The sequence below is a fragment of the Oxalobacteraceae bacterium OTU3CINTB1 genome, from assembly GCA_024123955.1.
Classification (GTDB): Bacteria; Pseudomonadota; Gammaproteobacteria; order Burkholderiales; family Burkholderiaceae_D; genus Rugamonas.
This window is the reverse complement of the sequence record CP099652.1, coordinates 4047111-4064471: the sequence shown is the minus strand read 5'-3', so window position 1 is coordinate 4064471 and position 17361 is coordinate 4047111. Positions and strand designations below refer to the sequence as shown.

General features: G+C 65.7%; 13 protein-coding genes. 3 read left to right on the top strand and 10 right to left on the bottom strand.

The annotated features are described in order from the left end of the window. Window positions 1–78 precede the first annotated feature (78 nt). From NHH73_17585 to NHH73_17575, 3 genes are all read right to left on the bottom strand, one after another. The gene (locus tag NHH73_17585; protein ID USX24431.1) at window positions 79–1302 is read right to left on the bottom strand and encodes a phosphatidylinositol-specific phospholipase C1-like protein; all 1224 of its coding nucleotides are present in this window, start codon (window positions 1300–1302) and stop codon (window positions 79–81) included. Window positions 1303–1311: 9 nt separating this feature from the next. Continuing rightward, window positions 1312–3576, bottom strand: coding sequence for a TonB-dependent receptor (locus tag NHH73_17580; GenBank protein USX24430.1), 2265 nt, complete (start codon window positions 3574–3576; stop codon window positions 1312–1314). Between the two features lie 123 nt (window positions 3577–3699). Beyond that, entirely contained in the window at window positions 3700–4941 is a 1242-nt protein-coding gene (locus NHH73_17575; GenBank protein ID USX24429.1) for a TetR/AcrR family transcriptional regulator, read from the bottom strand. 131 nt (window positions 4942–5072) lie between these two features. Between NHH73_17575 and NHH73_17570 the strand changes: the two genes are divergently transcribed. Next, on the top strand, window positions 5073–7193 hold the full coding sequence (locus tag NHH73_17570) for a metallophosphoesterase (protein USX24428.1): 2121 nt from the start codon (window positions 5073–5075) through the stop codon (window positions 7191–7193). A gap of 130 nt (window positions 7194–7323) precedes the next feature. On the opposite strand, the gene NHH73_17565 is transcribed toward NHH73_17570, so the two are convergent. Both NHH73_17565 and NHH73_17560 read right to left on the bottom strand, forming a co-directional pair. Then, window positions 7324–8868, bottom strand: coding sequence for a cryptochrome/photolyase family protein (locus NHH73_17565; protein ID USX24427.1), 1545 nt, complete (start codon window positions 8866–8868; stop codon window positions 7324–7326). Beyond that, window positions 8865–10112, bottom strand: a complete 1248-nt coding sequence (locus NHH73_17560; GenBank protein ID USX24426.1) for a DASH family cryptochrome — start codon at window positions 10110–10112, stop codon at window positions 8865–8867. The genes NHH73_17565 and NHH73_17560 overlap by 4 nt, the downstream gene beginning before the upstream one ends. 110 nt (window positions 10113–10222) lie before the next feature. Here NHH73_17560 and NHH73_17555 point away from each other — a divergent pair, with 110 nt between their 5' ends. Beyond that, entirely contained in the window at window positions 10223–10468 is a 246-nt protein-coding gene (locus NHH73_17555) for a TIGR02450 family Trp-rich protein (GenBank protein USX24425.1), read from the top strand. Between the two features lie 23 nt (window positions 10469–10491). On the opposite strand, the gene NHH73_17550 is transcribed toward NHH73_17555, so the two are convergent. From NHH73_17550 to NHH73_17540, 3 genes are all read right to left on the bottom strand, one after another. Beyond that, window positions 10492–10917, bottom strand: a complete 426-nt coding sequence (locus NHH73_17550; protein ID USX24424.1) for a BLUF domain-containing protein — start codon at window positions 10915–10917, stop codon at window positions 10492–10494. An 18-nt stretch (window positions 10918–10935) separates the two neighbouring features. Next, a complete protein-coding gene (locus tag NHH73_17545) occupies window positions 10936–11643 on the bottom strand; it encodes a GTP cyclohydrolase I (protein USX24423.1) in 708 nt (235 codons plus the stop codon). Window positions 11644–11710: 67 nt separating this feature from the next. Next, entirely contained in the window at window positions 11711–12676 is a 966-nt protein-coding gene (locus tag NHH73_17540; GenBank protein USX24422.1) for a MerR family transcriptional regulator, read from the bottom strand. A gap of 154 nt (window positions 12677–12830) precedes the next feature. Between NHH73_17540 and NHH73_17535 the strand changes: the two genes are divergently transcribed. Beyond that, window positions 12831–13826 carry an FAD-dependent oxidoreductase gene (locus NHH73_17535; GenBank protein ID USX24421.1) on the top strand — a complete coding sequence of 332 codons (996 nt, stop codon included), beginning with the start codon at window positions 12831–12833 and terminating at the stop codon, window positions 13824–13826. On the opposite strand, the gene NHH73_17530 is transcribed toward NHH73_17535, so the two are convergent. Further along, window positions 13804–15975: a TonB-dependent siderophore receptor gene (locus NHH73_17530; protein USX24420.1), complete on the bottom strand. Its 2172-nt coding sequence runs from the start codon at window positions 15973–15975 to the stop codon at window positions 13804–13806. The genes NHH73_17535 and NHH73_17530 overlap by 23 nt on opposite strands. A gap of 65 nt (window positions 15976–16040) precedes the next feature. Next, window positions 16041–17345, bottom strand: a complete 1305-nt coding sequence (locus tag NHH73_17525) for a M20/M25/M40 family metallo-hydrolase (protein ID USX24419.1) — start codon at window positions 17343–17345, stop codon at window positions 16041–16043. Window positions 17346–17361: the final 16 nt, after the last annotated feature.

The following is a 17361-nucleotide window of genomic DNA, read 5'->3' as shown; positions in this document are numbered from 1 at the left end:
CGGTCCAGTAATGCCACATCGCGAACATGAGGGGCTGAGGTCGTGTACGAATGTTAGACTTGACCCCCGTGTGGGTAGTTAGCGGCCAGCCGGGTTGCAGGTGTCCGGAGAATGCGGTCGGCAGCGGGCCGTCCCGCCTCCGGGCAGCCGCACGACATAGCTGGTCCCGTAACCGTTGCCGGGCACCTCGAAATCGGTGGAGACCATTTGCGCGCCGCTGGCGAAGGCGGCGTTGGCGCGCTCCAGGCTGTTGATCTTGGCCTCGTGGGTTTCGATGTCGGTGCGGGTGCGGATCAGGTAGCCTTCCTGCACATAGCGTTTGATCTCGGCTGACCTTAGCAGGGCGTTGTCGTACATCAGAAAGGCGGCGTGCTCCTCGCCGGGCTGCGCGCGCAGGAAGGCCATGCGGCCGCGCAAGGATGGGTGGCCCTTCAGATAGTCGGCGGTCGTGCCCGGGCCGTTGGCGGTCAGTATCATGAACACCACCTTGCCGCGCGCGTCGCCCAAGGTCGGCCAGTTGCCGGCGCGGACCGCCTGGTTCAGCGTCGGGTAGTCGCCCCGCACGTCGTCCGGCGTGATGATGCGCTCCCGGCCCATCACCTCGACCAGCTCGCGGTCGAGATCGTCAAATAGCGCCGGCGTGAACGGCACGGTGCGCGTGGCGCCCGGCAGGATGGGCATGTCCTGGTTCTTCGCTTCGATCAGCAGGAACAGTGGCACGTGGCGCGGATGCGCCTCCGACCACGCGCGCACTTGTTGCAAACAGAGCCGCAGCGTGGGACAGCTGCTGCGGAAATCGATGTCTGGAATGTGCAGCACCTTAAAGCCGGGCTTGTCGAGGCCGGTATCGTCAAACGGCAGCAGATCGGTGACACCGCGTTCGCGCAGCATCCGATAGGCGACCGGCGAAGAGTACAGGCCGCCCGCGGGATCGGGATTGATGTCGATCTCGAGGCTGCGCACGCCCATGTCGAGCTGTGCTGCCAGGCCGGGATGCGCATACTTCAACATCTCGCCGGGGATCATCGGATTCGGATGCTCCTCCTTGAACAGCGCGCGCGCGGCCGGCGACATGCGGTCGATGACGGTGTCCAGGGTCTTGCCCAGCTTTTCCTCGAACAGCGCGGAGACGTGCGGGTCCAGTCCCTGGCTGTAGCTGTTGTGGGTGCCCAGCACCTGGATCTGGTTGATGCGCAGCGTGTCCGGCACGTCGGGCGCGTCGACGGGTGCGGCGGGTGCGGCGACCACACCCCCGCCTAGCAAGCACAGCAGCGCGGCCAGGATCAATAGTTTCGTATTCATGCCCGCTCCCTAGAAATTGTATTTGGCGAATACGCCAACCGTGCGGTAGGCGTTCGGCGTGGTGTAGTGCAGCAGCCCGAGCGGGCCGTATTGCTGCCAGCCGGTCGAGTAGTAGCGGTTGAACAAATTGCGCGCATAGACGCCGTATTCGATGGCGCTGTCGTCCGGCGACAGCGTGACGCGCGCATTGGCCAACGCATAGCCCGGCACGCGGGAATAGGCCGGTTGGCCCACGACGGTCCACAGCTCGCTGCGGACGGACAAGTCCATGTGCGCCTTGAGCAGCAGCCTGGCGCCGACGGCGGTCTGGTAGTCGAGCCCGAGGTTGCCGGCCCAGCGCGGCGCGTTGCTCAGACGGCTGCCGGTGTAGCTGGTCTTGGCGTCGTAGACGTAGTCGGTGTATTTGCCGTTGGTGTAGTTCAGCGAGCCGCTCACGGTGAGCGCCGGCGCCGCGCGCCACGTCACGCCGACTTCCGCGCCGGTGCTGCGCAGCGCGCCGGCGTTGCCGATCACCGCCTGCAAGGTCGGATTGCCCGGAATCATGGTCATCAACGTGGTCTGGAAATCCGTGAACTTTTCGGCGAACACATTGGCGTTGAGCCTGAGCGTACGGCCCAACAGCTCCGATTTGACGCCCAGCTCGAAGCTCTTCACCGTTTCGTCGCGGTAGGGATTGTATTTATTGCCGACAAAGGCGACGCCGCCCGGCTTGTAACCGGTGGTGTAGCTGGCGTAGACCATCACGTCCTTGGACAGCTTGTACTGCGGCGACAGGCGGTACGAGAAATTGTTCCCACTGACCGTGCCTTCCGGATAAAGCGGTGGCGCGCTGGTTGCCGCGAAGGTGTTTTTGACGCCGGTGATCGGTTCGCTCGGCAGGTCGATATAGCTCAGGGATTGGCTGTTGCGGTCGCGCGTGTAGCGCGCGCCCACGCCGATGCTGGCCTGGGGCGTGAGGTTGAACTTCAACTGGCCGAAGGCCGCCGTGGTGACATTACGGGCGTCGAACAGCGAGGCGTTGCCGTTGCGGCCGATGGCGCCGGTCAGCGTGTACAGCTGGGTCAGCGGCACGCCGGAAGGGGAGATCAGTGGTGCGCCCAGTGTCGCCCATTGCAACTGCGTCTGCTCGGCGTCGAGCTTGTTGTAGAACAGGCCGCCGACGTACTCGATGAAGCGCTCGCCGCCCGACGCCACGCGGATCTCCTGGCTGTACTTGGACGTGTCGAGCGCGCCCCGGTTGTAGGGGACGTAGGCATAGATATTGTGCGGCACCAGATTGGCCGGGGTATCGCTGTCGAAGGTCGAGCCGCGATAGGCGGTGATCGAGGTTAGCGTCGCGTCGCCCAGCTTGTAGCGCAGGCGCAGCGACGTGCCCCATTCCTCGGTGGTCAGCTGGCCAAACGAGGCGTCGGCGTTGTCGGCGTTTTGCGGACCGGGCGTGACGCCGGCGGCAAGCTGCGCGGCAGTGACGGCGGCCGGCGCGCCGGAGACGGCGGTGCGGATGTTGCTGTCCCAGTGACGTTGGTAGTCGTTCGACAGGATCACTTCCAGATCGCTGCCCGGGTTGAACAGCAGGCGCGCGCGGTAGCCGTGCTCCTTGACCTCGCCCAGCTTGCGGTGCAAGGTGGTGTAGGTGCCATAACCGTCCTGGCCCTGGTCGAAGGCCGAGATGCGCAACGCGGCGCTGTCGCCCAGCGGCGCGTTGACGGTGGCGTTGACAAGGTGGTCGCGGCGCTGGCCGTAGCTGACGCCGGCGTTGGCGGACCAGCGTTTGAGCTCGGGTTTTTCGGTCGTCACCGAGATCACGCCGGAGGTGGCGTTTTTGCCGAACAAGGTGCCTTGCGGCCCCATCAACACGTCGACGCGCTGGATGTCCACCAGGCCGATCAGGCCGTTGGCGCGCTGCGCGTCCATCACCACATCGTCGACCACCACGCTCACCGACTTGGCGTTGGAAAAATCGAACGATTGGCTGCCCACGCCACGAATTTGGAACGCCGCGCCCTGGGTCGGGTCGTACTGCAGGCCGGGCACCAGATATTGCAGGTCGGTCACGGACTGGTAGCCGGAGTCCTCCAGCGCCTTGCCGCTGACGGCGGTCACGGCGATCGGCACGGTTTGCAGGTTTTCGCTGCGGCGCTGCGCGGTGACGATCACCGGCGCCAACTCGGCGGACGGGGCGGCGCGGTTGGCGTCGGTTTCGGCCGCGTAGGCGCTGCCGCAGGCGGCGGCGCACAGCAGCATCGCGCCGCGATAAGAGGAGGTCGTAGTCATGCTTTCCCTGGAGGTATAGGTGTGTGAAAGCCATGACTGTAACAGCCGATTGTGACCACTAAATTACAAATGGTCGATAAATATCGACTTCAAAACTATATAAAAATACGATTGGTCGAACTCTCATCGATCTCCGAGGTAGCCGAGGAGCCGTCGGTACACGGGCACGAACCCGTCTTTTTGCGCGAGGGGAAGGGTGCAGGTATAGCCGATCAAGCCGACCGAGGCAATCTGCGCCGCCAGCATATCGATGCCGGGAAGCGTGGGCGACACGCGGCGCAGGATCTTGACCAGGTTGATGCCCCGGCGGCGGCGCATGTCTGCCGCGCTCGGGGCAAGCCTGGGCATGCGCGCCGCCGCGATGGCCAGCGCAAAGGTCGCGCGGCCGACATCGAGGCCATGGTCGCCAAGATTGTTCATGCGGTCCGGGGCGGCGGTCAGATCGCCCGACAGCGCGCCTTCGTCGACCGCGCGCAGCACGTGCGAAATGATGAATTCCAGTCCGGCGACGACCAGATCCTGCTGGGTCGCGAAGCGGTAAATCAGCGTTGTATGCGGCACGCCGGCCTCGGCCGCGATGGCGCGGTGGGTCAGGGCCCCCACGCCGCGCTCGGTGAGCGCGATGGCGCAGGCGCGCGCGGCCTTGCCCGGCCAGTCGGCGGGCACGTCGACCCCGTGGCCGACGGCGACTTCGCCTTCGCGGTAATCCAGTTCATCGAACAAGGCTGCGAAGATGGCGTCGTCTTCGGCGATGGTCGCTGCCGACGCGGAAACGCCGGAGAACAGCCGACGCAGACACAGGCGCCGCAGCATCCGGTAGGCCGGCTGTTGGTCGAGGCTGATGCTGAAGGCGAGTTCGTCGACAAAGTATCCGCCCAGCCAGCCGCTGTCGGTCAAGGCTGTCGACAGGCCCGCGCGGGCGCCGAGCTGGGCCCAGAAGCCCATGCGCTCGTCCAGCCATGGCAAGAACGCGGCGCGCAGTGGTTCGTCCCAGCCGCCACTCTGGAGTATCTCCAGGAACAGCAGCGAGAAGTCGCGGTGGCGCACCGCCAGTTCCTGCAAGATCGTATCGGCCAGATCGGCCGCCAATGCGGGGCTCAAAGTATCCAGCTTTGCCAGCGTGGCGCGCCAGCCGGCGAAGACGCCCTGTTCCTTGGCGTGGGCGGTGCGGCACACGGCCGCGACGACATCGGCGCGCGTCCCGTAGTGGTTGCTCAGGACGGTGACCGAGACGTTCAGGCGTTCAGCCAGCGGCCGCAGCGCGAGTCCCGCCCAGCCGTCTTGCGCGACGATGCCGCAGGCGGCGGCCAGTAAATCGCTATCCTTTGGCGCCTTGCCGCGCTTACCTGCAGTTGGTGCTGTCAATTTATTTCCCGGGTGTTGAACGCGACGAGTAAGTGTCGATCATAACTGATCGGGAGCGCGCGCTTGGTCATCAGGCCGTCATTCTTCCACCCTAGACTTAGCGCTCCACAATTTTTTTGAGCACCAGTCAAATGAAGAAACCAGGCGAAATCACTTCCCCGACAACCTCCATCGAGCTGGCCGCCGCGCCAAAGCCGCAGCGCCGCACCTTGCTGAAAATGGGCCTGGCCTCGGCGTCGGGCCTGTCCGTCGGCGGCTTGCTTGCGGGCTGCGGCGGAGGCAATAGCGACATCGGCAACACCGGCAACGGCGGTGGCACCGCGCCCGTCGTCGTGCCGCCGAGCACGCAGATTTCCAGTTTCGCCCTGGCCGTCTTGCCGGACACCCAGTTTTATTCGCGCTACGCGACTTCGTCGGAAAGCAATCAATATCAGCGCCACTACGGCAACGAGCCGTTCGCCGCGCAGACCAACTGGGTAGCGCGCAACGCCGCCGCGTTGAACATCCCGTTCCTGATCCACCTGGGCGACGTGGTCGACCAGGTCGGCAAGCCGGAGCAGTGGAAGGTGGCCGACAGCGCCATGCAGGTGCTGGAAGTGGCCAAGCTGCCGTACTCCATCCTGGCCGGCAACCACGACGTCGTGAACGACCTGGACTACAACGGCGACCAGACCAAGGGCACCGACACCCAGCGCGTGCTGGCCAACGAGCCATATTTGCAATGGTTCGGCACCCGCCGCGCGCAACGCCAGGCCACCTTTGGCGGTCGCGACAGCACCGGCTTCCACGAGTACCACATCTTCACCGCGCAGGAGCAAAAGTTCATGGTGCTGTCGCTGTCGTGGCGCATCTCCGACGCCGGCATCGCCTGGGCGCGCAAGGTGATGGCTGACAATCCAACCTTGCCGGTGATCCTGGTCAACCACCAACTGTTGAACATCGCCGCCGATGCCCTCAGCCCGCTGGAGACCGACTACGGCAAGATGCTGTGGGAAAAACTGATCCGCGACAACGATCAGATCTTCATGACCTTGAACGGCCACCACCACGGCGCCGCGCGCCTGACCAAGACCAACAACTTCGGCAACGCGGTCGAGGAAATGGTGGTCGACTACCAGATGGACTACCAGGGCGGCAACGGTTTGATGCGCCTGTACGAATTCGACCTGACCAACAACCAGATCAAGGTGCTGTCGTTCTCGCCGTGGGTGCCGATGAAGCCGGCCGACACGCTCAACGCCTTCGACCGCGCCGTGCTCACCGAGCCGAACGAAGCGTTCACCATCAACCTCAACTTCGCCAAGCGCTTTGCGCGCTTCAACGCCACCTTCGGCACCGGCAAGGCGACGGTGGCGTCGTCGCTGGTGGAGCAGGCCAAGGCGCTGGTGCTCAAGGGTTATACGGAACCGGCCGTGGTGGTGGCGGCCGCGCCGAAAGACGCGGACGATTATCCAAAAGTGGCGTCGACCGTGGCGCACTGGCGCTTCTACGGCGGCGCCGAAGGCGCGGCGGTGGCGCCCGGCACCCGCATCGCCGATGTCACCGGCGCCAACCCGTTGACGCGCGACGCGCTCAACAAGGGCGGCATCGTCGGCGCCGAGGCCGGCGATATCGTCTGGAGCAGCGACCGCCACCGCCTGTCGTCGGCGCCGGGGTCGGTCAGCTTCATCAACACCGACAAGAATACGCCGCGCCTGAGCTATTTCGTCACCGACCCGACGGCCGCGATCAACGCCCAGACCTTCGCCAAGACCGGCTACACGATCGAAGCCTTCGTCAAGATCAACCAGGCGTGGGACAAGTCCAAGCATGCGTGGATGAACATCATGACGCGCGACGGCAAGCGCGGCAGCCTGGCCGGCTTCGACGGCGGCGATCCGGAATCGCCGCCGCTGCTGTTCGCCATCTCCAGCCTGCGCGAAGTGCAATGGGAAGTGGTGCCGGACGTGGTGGGCGCGCGTGGCGGCCTGGCCAGCTGGTCGGGCGAGATCATCGCCGGCACGTGGGTGCACATCGCCATCGTCAACGATCCGGTCACGCACGACACGGTGATGTATGTGGAAGGCGCGCCGGTGCTGCGTAACAGCAGCAATGTCGTCGGCCTGGCGACGTTGTCGGCGACGTCGCAATGGGTGGTGGGCGGCGGCTCGTGGGATGGCGCGCGCGCCGACGGTTTCTTCGGCAACATCGGCGAGGTGCGGGTGGCGGCGGCCGCGCTGCCGGCCGCGCAGTGGCTGACGGCGCGACGGTAATGAGTTGAACCAGGCAATCGTCTAAAACACGTAGGGCGGATTAGCGAAGCGTAATCCGCCATGCCTGCGCCGTCGGCGGCGCATAGATGGCGGATTACGGCGTTCCGCCTAATCCGCCCTACGTGTTTTCTCACAAATCCGCCAATGTGGCGCGCGTGTGCGCGGCCTGCTTCTTCAGCGCCTCCAGCGCTGGTTTGTCCATGCGTTTGAGTTGCAGGTACACCATGTGAAGCCGGTTGTTTTTGCCCAGCGACGCCCGATTGCGCTCAAAAAAATCCCAGTACATCGCGTTGTAAGGGCAGGCCTTCTCGCCGACGCGCGCCTTCTTGTCGTAATGGCAGCCCTTGCAATAATCGCTCATGCGGTCGATATACGCCGCGCTCGATACGTACGGCTTGGTGGCCAGCAAACCGCCATCCGCATACTGGCTCATGCCCAGCGTATTCGGCAACTCCACCCACTCGAAGGCGTCGATGTAGACCCCCAGGTACCACTGATGCAGTTCGTATGGCGACAGCCCGGCCAGCAAGGCGAAATTACCGATGACCATCAGCCGGTTGATATGGTGGCTGTGCGCGTGCTCCAGCGACTGGCCGATCGCGGTCGCCATGCAGCGCATGCGCGTCTCGCCGGACCAGAACCAGTGCGGCAGCGGCGTCGTGTGGCCGAAGGCGTTGAGCCGGTCGTAACCCGGCATGCGGTGCCAGTAGACGCCGCGCACGTATTCGCGCCAGCCCAGTATCTGGCGGATGTAGCCCTCGGCCGATGCCAGCGGCACGGCGCCATCGCGCCACGCCGCCTCGACCCGTTCGATCACGGTGCGCGGATCGAGCATCTTGCTGTTCATCGCGAACGACAACAGCGAATGGAACAGGCGCCAGGCCTTGAAGCTCATCGCGTCCTGGAATTGGCCGAAATGCGGCAACGCGTGTTTGACGAAACGCTCCAGCTGTTCGAGCGCCTCGTCGCGGTTCAGCGGCCAACCGAAATCGCCGGCGTTCGGCTGGCCGAAGCTGCGCGCGCCGGCGGCCTGTATCGTGTTCCATAATTCGCTGTGGTCGTGGCGGCCGCGCAGGTCGGCCGGCTCCCACGGCATGCCTTTCCAGGCTTCGCGGTTGTCGTGGTCGAAGTTCCACTGGCCGCCTGCGGGCTTGCCGGTTTCCGATACCAGTACTTTATGGCGCAGCCGCATGTGGCGGTAGAAGCGCTCCATCAGCCAGTTGTCGTGGCCCTCGAACAGTGCCGCCGCCTCGTCGCGGGCGGTGTAGAAATGCTCGGTGTCGTCCATCGCGGCCGGGATGGCCAGGCCGGCCGCATAGTCGGCCAGCTGGCGGTCAAGCCGGTACTCGTCCGGCGCCTGCCAGCGGAACGCCGCCGCGCCGTAATGCGCGATCAGATGATCGAGATTGGCGGGAAAGGATTGACGGTTGTCGGGATCGTCGATCGCCAGGTAGTGGACGCGGTGGCCGTCGTCCCGCAGTCGCCGCGCCAGATCGCGCATGGCGGCAAAGATGGCGATGATTTTTTGCGCGTGGTGCAGCACGTAGTCGGTTTCCTGGCGCACTTCCATCATCAAGAAGACCACGTCGTCGCTCGGCTGCGAGAACCAGCTGTGCCGGCAGTTGAGCTGGTCGCCCAGAATCAGCTTCAGCGTTGGTTGATCTTGCGTCGTCATGCGTCGCTCCACAGGCGTTGATAAGTGCCGTCCGGGTCGTGGACGCGCGCCTGCCGCTCCGGGTCGAAGCGCCGGCCGCCGCGCGGGTCGGTGCCGCGGCCGGCGATGTAAAGCCAGTTGCCTTGATTCGAATAGACATCGTAGTCGATCAACTGCGCCTCGAACCAGGCCGCGCCGGCGCGCCAGTCGCATTCCAGTTCGTAGATCAGGTAGCTGGCGACGATCTGGCGCATCCGGTTCGACAGAAAGCCGGTGGCCGCCAGTTCGCGCATGCCGGCGTCGACCAATGGCTGGCCGGTTCGGCCTTCACGCCAACGCAGCATCTTTTCATCGTCGTGCGCCAGCTGTGCGGGTAGCGTCGCCAGCAAGCCGCGTTTGCGGTACAGCGCCGCTCCATGCTTCAGATGAAGGAAGCGGAAGTGATCGCGCCACAGTAGCTCGAATCGTATCCAGTAGCTGCTGTCGGTTGCACCGTTTTGCTCCTCGTAGGCGCGTAACCTGGTGTCGATGGTGCGTGCCGAGACGGCGCCGCTCCAGAGCCAGCGCGAAAATCCGGTTGAAAAGTCGGCGCCGTTGAGTTGGTCGCGGGTGGTCTTGTAAGTGTGGGGCAGGTTGCCGCTGAAGTAGCGAGCGAGGTGCGCGGTCGCCGAGGCCTCGCCACCGCCGGTGCCTGCCTCGCCCAACGCGGCGCCGGTTGGCGCGTGGTCCGGTGGTGGCGGGATGATGGCCGGAACGGACAACGGTGCGACCGGGCGCGCAGGCGATTTTTCGACCGCGCGGCGAAATTCCGTAAACTGGTTCGGCATGTCGGCGGGTGCGAAGGGCAAACCGGCCGGGTCGAGCATGGTGGATTGCCAGTGGGTCCGGACGTCGATGCCTGCCTTGTGCAGCGCTGCCACCTCGGCCATTTCTTCGGGGGCGGCGATGTCTTCGCAGATGATGGCGGTGGCGCCGGTCTCACGGACCAGCCGGGGCAGGGCGTCGGCGGGCGGGCCGTCGAGCACCAGCAGGCGGCTGCCGGCCTCGGAAAGTGTTTGCTGTAGCTCCTGCAATGCCGAGGCGAGCAGCGCCCGTCGGTGCGCTCCGACGCGCTCGAAGCCCCACTGGGTGCCGGTCGCAGGTGGCATGCAGAACACCGGCAGCAGCTGCGTCGCCTGTGCGCATGCCTGTCGCAGGACTGGATTGTCGGACAGGCGCAGGTCGTTGCGGAACCAGTAGAGCAGGATGTTTGGCAAGGAGATCATGGTGCGAGCCACCTTAGAGGAAGACTATCCGGTCGTCCAGTGCGCACGTTGCGGTCCGCGTGCAAAAATGGTTCAATGGCGGTTCAGTGAATCTAGTTGGAGTAACAGCGATGTTGGAAACCAGTACCACGCCGGCGCCTCGGCTGAATCCTCAAAAACTCAAGCTAAGCAAATGGACGGCCGTTACGCCAGCCAATAAAGAAAAGCACTTTATGGTGGTGGAAGTGGTCGAGCCCTCCGAAGAGGGCTGCGCGGTGGTCGATATCGTGCTGGAGGCAGTGCACTCTCGCCGCCGGCAAACCATGCCGTGGCGCGAGCTCACCGATGGCGCCAAGTGGCGCCAGGGCTGGATTTAAGATGGATGATGGCTGTTAAATGTTCAGGCGCGGCCCAATACCGCCGCTGCCGCCATCAACTCATCGATCAGTGCCAAGGAGCTTTTCCCCGACAGCGAATGCGGGTCGAATTCCGCCGTCGCCGAGTAGCGCAGCAACGTGCCCGGATTGAGCTTGTTCAAATTGGTCTGCCCCATGATCCAGCCGGAGTAGCGCCGTTCGCAGATTTCCTCGTAATGCAGCAGCACCACGTCGGTATGCCGCGTGTCGCGCAGGATCTTGCCGTACAGGCGGTTGACCTGGTCGCGTCCACCCTCGATCACCTGCAGGTAGGCGCGTTCGCTATGGCACAGCACACCGGTGATGCCGTGCTTCGGATTATAGGCATGCGAGTGCTGCATGATGGCCGTGACGGCGCCCGTTTGGGTGTCGGCGGCCGCGCGGCTGGCGTATAAAAGTCGGACGAGCATTCGTATTCTCCCGTGATATCAGCGTTTGATCAGCGACAGGAACTCGCGCCGCAGGGCCGGGTCCTTCAGGAACGAGCCGTGCATGACGCTATTGATCATGCGCGCATCCATGTCCTTGACGCCGCGCCACTGCATGCAAAAGTGGTCCGCCTCCATGATAACGGCCAGGCCGTCCGGCTGCATTTTCTCTTGCAGCAGATCGGCCAATTGGACCACCGCCTCTTCCTGGATTTGCGGCCGGCTCATGATCCAGCTGGCCAAGCGCGCGTACTTCGACAGGCCGATCAGGGCCGAGTGCTGGTTCGGCATGACGCCGATCCACACCTTGCCGATCACCGGGCACAGATGGTGCGAGCAGGCGCTGCGCACCGTGATCGGGCCGATGATCATCAACTCGTTCAGGTTGGCGGCGTTGGGGAATTCAGTCACCGGCGGCATGTCGACGTAGCGGCCGCCGAACACCTCGTTCATGTACATCTTGGCGACGCGGCGCGCCGTATCCTGCGTGTTATGGTCGCTGACGGTGTCGATGACCAGGCTTTCCAGCACCTTCTGCATATGGCCGCTGACTTCGTCCAGCAGCTGGTCCAGTTCACCCGGTTCGATGTAGGCGGCGATATTGTCGTTGGCGTGAAAGCGCGTGTTGCTGGCGATCAGGCGTGCGCGGATCCGCTCGGAGGCGGTGGTGGTGGCAGGGCGATATGCCGGAAGCTGCTCGGTGGTCATGCGGTAGTCCAATCAGAAATTCAAATAATGAGTACAACTGCGGTTACAGCTACGGGTGCGGCGCTGTTCACTGCTTGTCGGGCAGGGGCAGGCCTTCGGCGTACGCCAATCGTTCCAGCGCCTGCTCCATCATCACGCGCGCGTGGCCGGCGCTGCGGCCCAGGTCCTCGTGCAGCGCCGCGTCGCCGGCATTGCGATTTTGGCACTGGTAGCTATAGCGCTCGAAACTGGCCAGCATCATCAGTATATCCGCCAGATGGCGCGGGCACTCACAATTGATGCTGGAGGAGGCCGACGACAGCGCGGCCAGCGCCTGGTCGTCGAGGCGGCGCGGCGGCGGCGCCGTGAGCGGACCTGGCGGCGGGCGCGCCGCGCCGGTCAGCGCGGTGCTGCATAAAACCGCCACCTCGGCGGCGTCGGACGGCGCGCGCGCCACCAGGCAGCCATGTTCGCGCAGGCGGCGCACCGTGGCGCTGTCGCAGAAGCGGTACAACACCACCACCGTGCGCACCTGCATCGCGCGGCGCGCGGCCTGGATTTGCGGCAGCGCGTCGGCGCTCATCTCGGACGATTCGATCAGCAGCACGTCGGCCGACACGCCGGCCATCGCCTCGGCCGCGCCTTCGAGCTGGAAGCAGCTGGCGACGATATCGAGTTCCGGCGAGGTGCGGATGGCGCCAAGGCGGCGCGCCAGCGCGGCGCCGGCGACGGCGATCTTGAGCGTTTGCGTGATCGCGCCAGGGCCGGCGGGCGAGGGCGCGGCGCCGGCCAGCGCGATCAACTCATCGGCCGCAAGCCGGGCCACGGTGCCGATCGCGTGTCCCTGGTCGACCACGCGTTTAAGCAGGCCCAGCCGGCGGACCTGGTCGGCCGAGTACAGGCGCTGGCCGTGCGGTGAGCGGTCGACGTCGGAGACGCCATAGCGGCGCTCCCATACGCGCAGCGTTTCCACGGGCAGGCCCGCCAGCCGCGCGGCCACGCCGCTGCGATAGCCGGTGGGCTTCGATTCTGTTTTTTGTTCCGCTTTCGACATGCTGCTCCTCTTTCGTCTATTTTGCGCATTCTAGCATTTTGCGGGTCATCGCGTCGCATGAACCGAAATTGAACCGCCGAAAGGCAGCCAAGCCTTCTTCCGCCGCATTCTTCTCTCTATACTTTGGACTTTATAACGAAGAGGATTCATCGCCATGTCTGAAACACGTCTTAATGTGGCGGTGGTCGGGGCCGGGCTGGCCGGCCTGGCCTGCGGACGGCATTTGCAGGACGCGGGTTGCCGCGTCACCGTGTTCGAGAAGGCGCGCGGCCCGGGCGGCCGCATGAGCACCCGGCGTGCCGACGGCTGGCAGTGCGACCACGGCGCCCAATACTTCACGGTCCGGGACAACGCCTTCCGCGAGGAGGTCGCCCGCTGGGAGGCGGCCGGCGTGGCGGCGCTGTGGGAACCGAAAATCGCCGTCATCGGCGGCGGCGGCCGGGCGGAGCCGGACAGCGTGGCGCGCTTCGTCGGCGTGCCGCGCATGAGCGCTCCGGCGGCGTGGCTCGCCGCCAGCCTGCAGGTGCACAGCGGCGTCACCATCGACGATATGCGGCATGAGGCGGAGGGGTGGCGCCTGCATTCGAAGGAGCAGGGACTGCACGCAGAGCGCTACGACGCGCTGGTACTTGCGGTGCCGGCGCCGCAGGCGGCCGTTCTGCTGGAACCGTTGCTGCCATTGACGGCGATGCAGTCGAACGCGGTCGCCATGCTCCCGAGTTGGACCTTGATGCTGCGTTTCGCGCAGCCCCACACGCCGGGCTACGACGCCGCCTTCATCAACGAAGGGCCGCTGCGCTGGATCGCGCGCGACAGTTCAAAACCCGGGCGCGCCGGCAGCGAGGTCTGGGTGCTTCAGGCCAGCGCGGAGTGGAGCGCCGCCCATATCGAGGACGACGAGGCGGTTGTGACGGCGCTGCTGCTGGAGGCCTTCGCAAAGCTGGGCGGTCCGTCGCCGCTAGGCGTCACTGCGCACCGCTGGCGCTACGCCAAGGCCGGCGCGGCGTCCTCGCGCCAGGCCGTGTGGCTGCCGGCGGTGCAGGTCGGCCTGTGCGGCGACTGGCTCGGCGGCGGCCGCGTGGAAGACGCCTGGCTGAGCGGCCTGGCGCTGGCCGCCAAGGTACTGGCTAGAACTCCGTGCTTGCCGTGAGCGCGAAGCTGCGCGGCGCGCCCAGCACCAGATAGCCGGTGCCCTGCGAGCCGCCGGCCGAGGCCCAGTAACTCTTGTCGGTCAGGTTGTCGACGCGGACGCGCAGCGTGTAGGATCGGCCGTCCAGATCAAGCTGGAAGCGCGCGCTGGCGTCGAGCCGGTTCCACGACGGGAGTTCCTGCGTGTTGGCCGCGTTGACCGCTTGCGATGCCGTGTGCAGCGCGCGCGCCGACAGGCTCAGGCCAGGCATGCCCGGCACATCCCAATCGACGCCGAGATTGACCTGCGATTTCGGTACGCCGATAACGTCCTTGCCGTCGGTCGTGCCGCCGGCCGTGCGCTCCTGGGTCGCGTCGAGCAGGGTCACGCCGCCCAGCACCCGCAGGCCGCGCAGCGGTTCGCCGAAGGCCGAGAATTCGGCGCCACGGTTACGCTGTTCGCCGTCGATGCCGAACACCTTGTTGGCCGGGTTCAGCACGCCCTGCGGCTGGCTGGTGGTGAACAGCGCGACGTTGGCGCCGAAACGGCCGCCGTCGTACTTCGCGCCCACTTCCTTCTGACGCGATTTGTACGGCGCGAAGATCTGGCCGACGTTGACGGCGGTCGATCCGGCCACCGCCCCTTGCTGCAGGCTCTCGATATAGTTCGCGTACAGCGACACCTGTTTCGACGCCTTGTAGACCAGCGCCGCGATCGGCGTATTGGCGCTTTCGCTGTAATCGGCGTTCTGCCTGCCCGTATTGTAGGCGTAGCCGGTCTGCCGGATTCTTTGATGGCGCACGCCGACCGTCAGCAGCACGCTGTCGTCGAGGAAGCCCAGGCTGTCGGCCACCGCGCCGCTGACCAGCTTCACCTTGTTGGTGGTGCGCGGATCGGACATGGCGTTGCCGAACGTGGTCAGGACCGGCAAGGCCATCGCCGGCGGGTTGTACAGCGACGTCGCCTGGTAGGCCGATGTCGCGTAGGCGTTGCGCGAATCGAGATCGAAGCCGGTCGTCGTCACCGCCAGTTTGTGGCTTATGGGACCGCTGCGCAGCGCGGCGCGCAATCCCAGTTCGCCGGTTTTGATATGGTCTTCGCGGGCGTTGTCGAAGCGGCGCATGTTGCCGGCGCCGGAGCTCGAGGTCAGGTTCAGGGTGCTGCCCAGACGATTCAGTTCATGGCCGCGCCGCGCGCCGAACGAGGCCCACGCCACCACGTCCCTGGCCACATCCCACTCGCCGCGCAGGGTGCCGAAGACATCGCGCTCGCTGGAGTAGTCCCACGGCTGGCCGAAATTGGCGCCGCCGTCCGGCGCCGCTGGAATCGGCAGCGCGGCGGCGACGTTGACCGCGGGCCGGGCGTTGCTTAGCTTACTGTCCTGCCAGCCCAGATCCGCCGACAGCCGGAAGCCGCATCCGCGATAGTCGGCGCCCAGCGCGGCCAGTTGCAACTCGCGGTGTTCGTCGTCGATGGCGGTGCCGCCCTTGCGCTGCACGGCGTTGACGCGCAGGCCGATGCGGTTCTCGTCGCCGAAGCGGCGCGCGATGTCCGCCGCCAGGTGGGTTTGCCGACCCGATTGCAGGCCGGCGCTGATTTCGGTCAGCGCAACGTTCGGCGCGCGCTTGGGCAGCAAGTTGATCGCGCCGCCAATGCCGCCGCCGGACGGCGAGGCGCCGTTGAGGAAGGTGTTGGCGCCCCTGAACACTTCCACGCGCTCCAGCAGTTCGGCGGCGATGTACTGGCGCGGCAGCACGCCGTACAAGCCGTTATAGGCCAGATCGTCCGAAGCGACCGGGAAGCCGCGAATGATGTACATCTCCTGGTAATTGCCGAACCCGCGCGCCACACGCACCGACGGATCGCTTTGCAGCACGTCGGCCACGCTGCGCGCCTGCTGGTCCTGGATGAACTGCTGCGTGTAGTTGGTGCTGTTGAACGGTGTGTCCATGTTGTCCATGTTGCCGAGCAGCCCGATGCGCCCGCCCTTGGCGACCTGGCCGCCGGCGAAAGCCTTCGACAGGCCGGCGGCCGAGGCGTCGGCGCTGGCGCTGATGACGACCGTTTGCAGTTCAGGTTCGGTTTGCGCGCGCGCGGACGGCGCGAGCACGGAGAGGGCGGAGAGGGCGGACAAAACGCAGGCGGTGGTGGTGTTCAATACAAGGGGCATGGGAGTGAAAATAAATGGGAATGATTCCCATTATCACTGCCATGCACCGCACTGTACAGTCTAACTTAAGGCATAGCCGGCGGCGCGGTGCCCTGGACCCCGGCCAGCCCGAGCAGGGTCAGCATGACATTTTGCGGCGCCGCGAACGCGTTGGTCGGCGCCCACCACTCGTTCTTTTCCGAGTGGTAGCCGCCGGAGCTGCCTCCGGCCGGCATGGTGATGGCCGGGATGCCCAGGCTCATCGGCAGGTTGGCGTCGGTCGAATGGGGGCTGTCGAGCAGCGCGGGCCGGCCTTGCGCGCTTGCCGCCGCCAGCGCCAGCTTGACGATCTTTGCGTCCTTGGCCATCTGGCCGGCCGGGCGGTCGCCGATCAACACGATGTCGGCGACGATCGCCTTGCTGTTCCAGCGCTGGTTGGTCTCGTCCACGCCCTGCTGGATCGCCGCCTTGATGCGCCGCTCGGTCTCGGCCAGCGACGCCGCGTCGGCCGAGCGGATGTCGACCAGCATGCTCGCTTCGGCGGCGATGCTGTTGATCGATTGCCCGCCCTGGATCACGCCGACGTTGAATGTCACCTTGGGTTCGGCCGGCACGCGCAGATCGTCGATGCGGGCGATCGCGCGGCCGGCGGCATGCACCGCCGACGGCAGGCCGAAGCCTTCGTAGCTATGCCCGCCGGGGCCGCGCACGGTCACCTTGAAGCGGCGGCTGCCGGTGCCGATGTGGGTCACCGGATCGCCGTCCGCGCCCAGCGCCGGCTCGAGGCCGACGAAGGCCTTGATGTCCTTGCGTTGGCTGAACAGGTGCTTGACCCCTTTCAGGTCGCCCAGGCCTTCCTCGCCGACGTTGGCGACCACCAGGATGTCGCCCACGGGCGCGACGCCGGCGTCGCGCATGGCGCTGACGATGACCAGCACCGCCGCCAGCGATCGGGCGTTGTCGGCGATGCCGGGCGAGTAGAAGCGGCCATCTTTCTCGCGCACCGTCAGGTCGGTGCCGGCCGGATAGACGGTGTCGAGATGCGCGGCCAGCACGATGGTCGGACCCTTGCCCGCGCCGCGATAGTTGCCCAGCACATTGCCCGCTTCGTCCAGGTGAACGTCGTGCAGACCGGCAGCCTTCATGCGCGCCGCGTAGTCTGCGGCGCGGGCCGACTCCGCGAATGTCGGCGCCGGGATGGCGTTGATCGCCAGCGTGTTGGCGGTGGTCGTCGGCTCGTTCTTTTCGATGTAGGCGAGCGCCCGTTTCACCGCCGGTTGCGCGGCGATGCGCGCCATGGTGCGTTGCTCATCCTGGGCATGGGCGAGGGCCGGAAAGGCCGAAAGGCCCAAGGCCAGCATGGTGCAGACGGTGAGGGGGAGTCGGGGCATGGAATTCCTGTGGAGG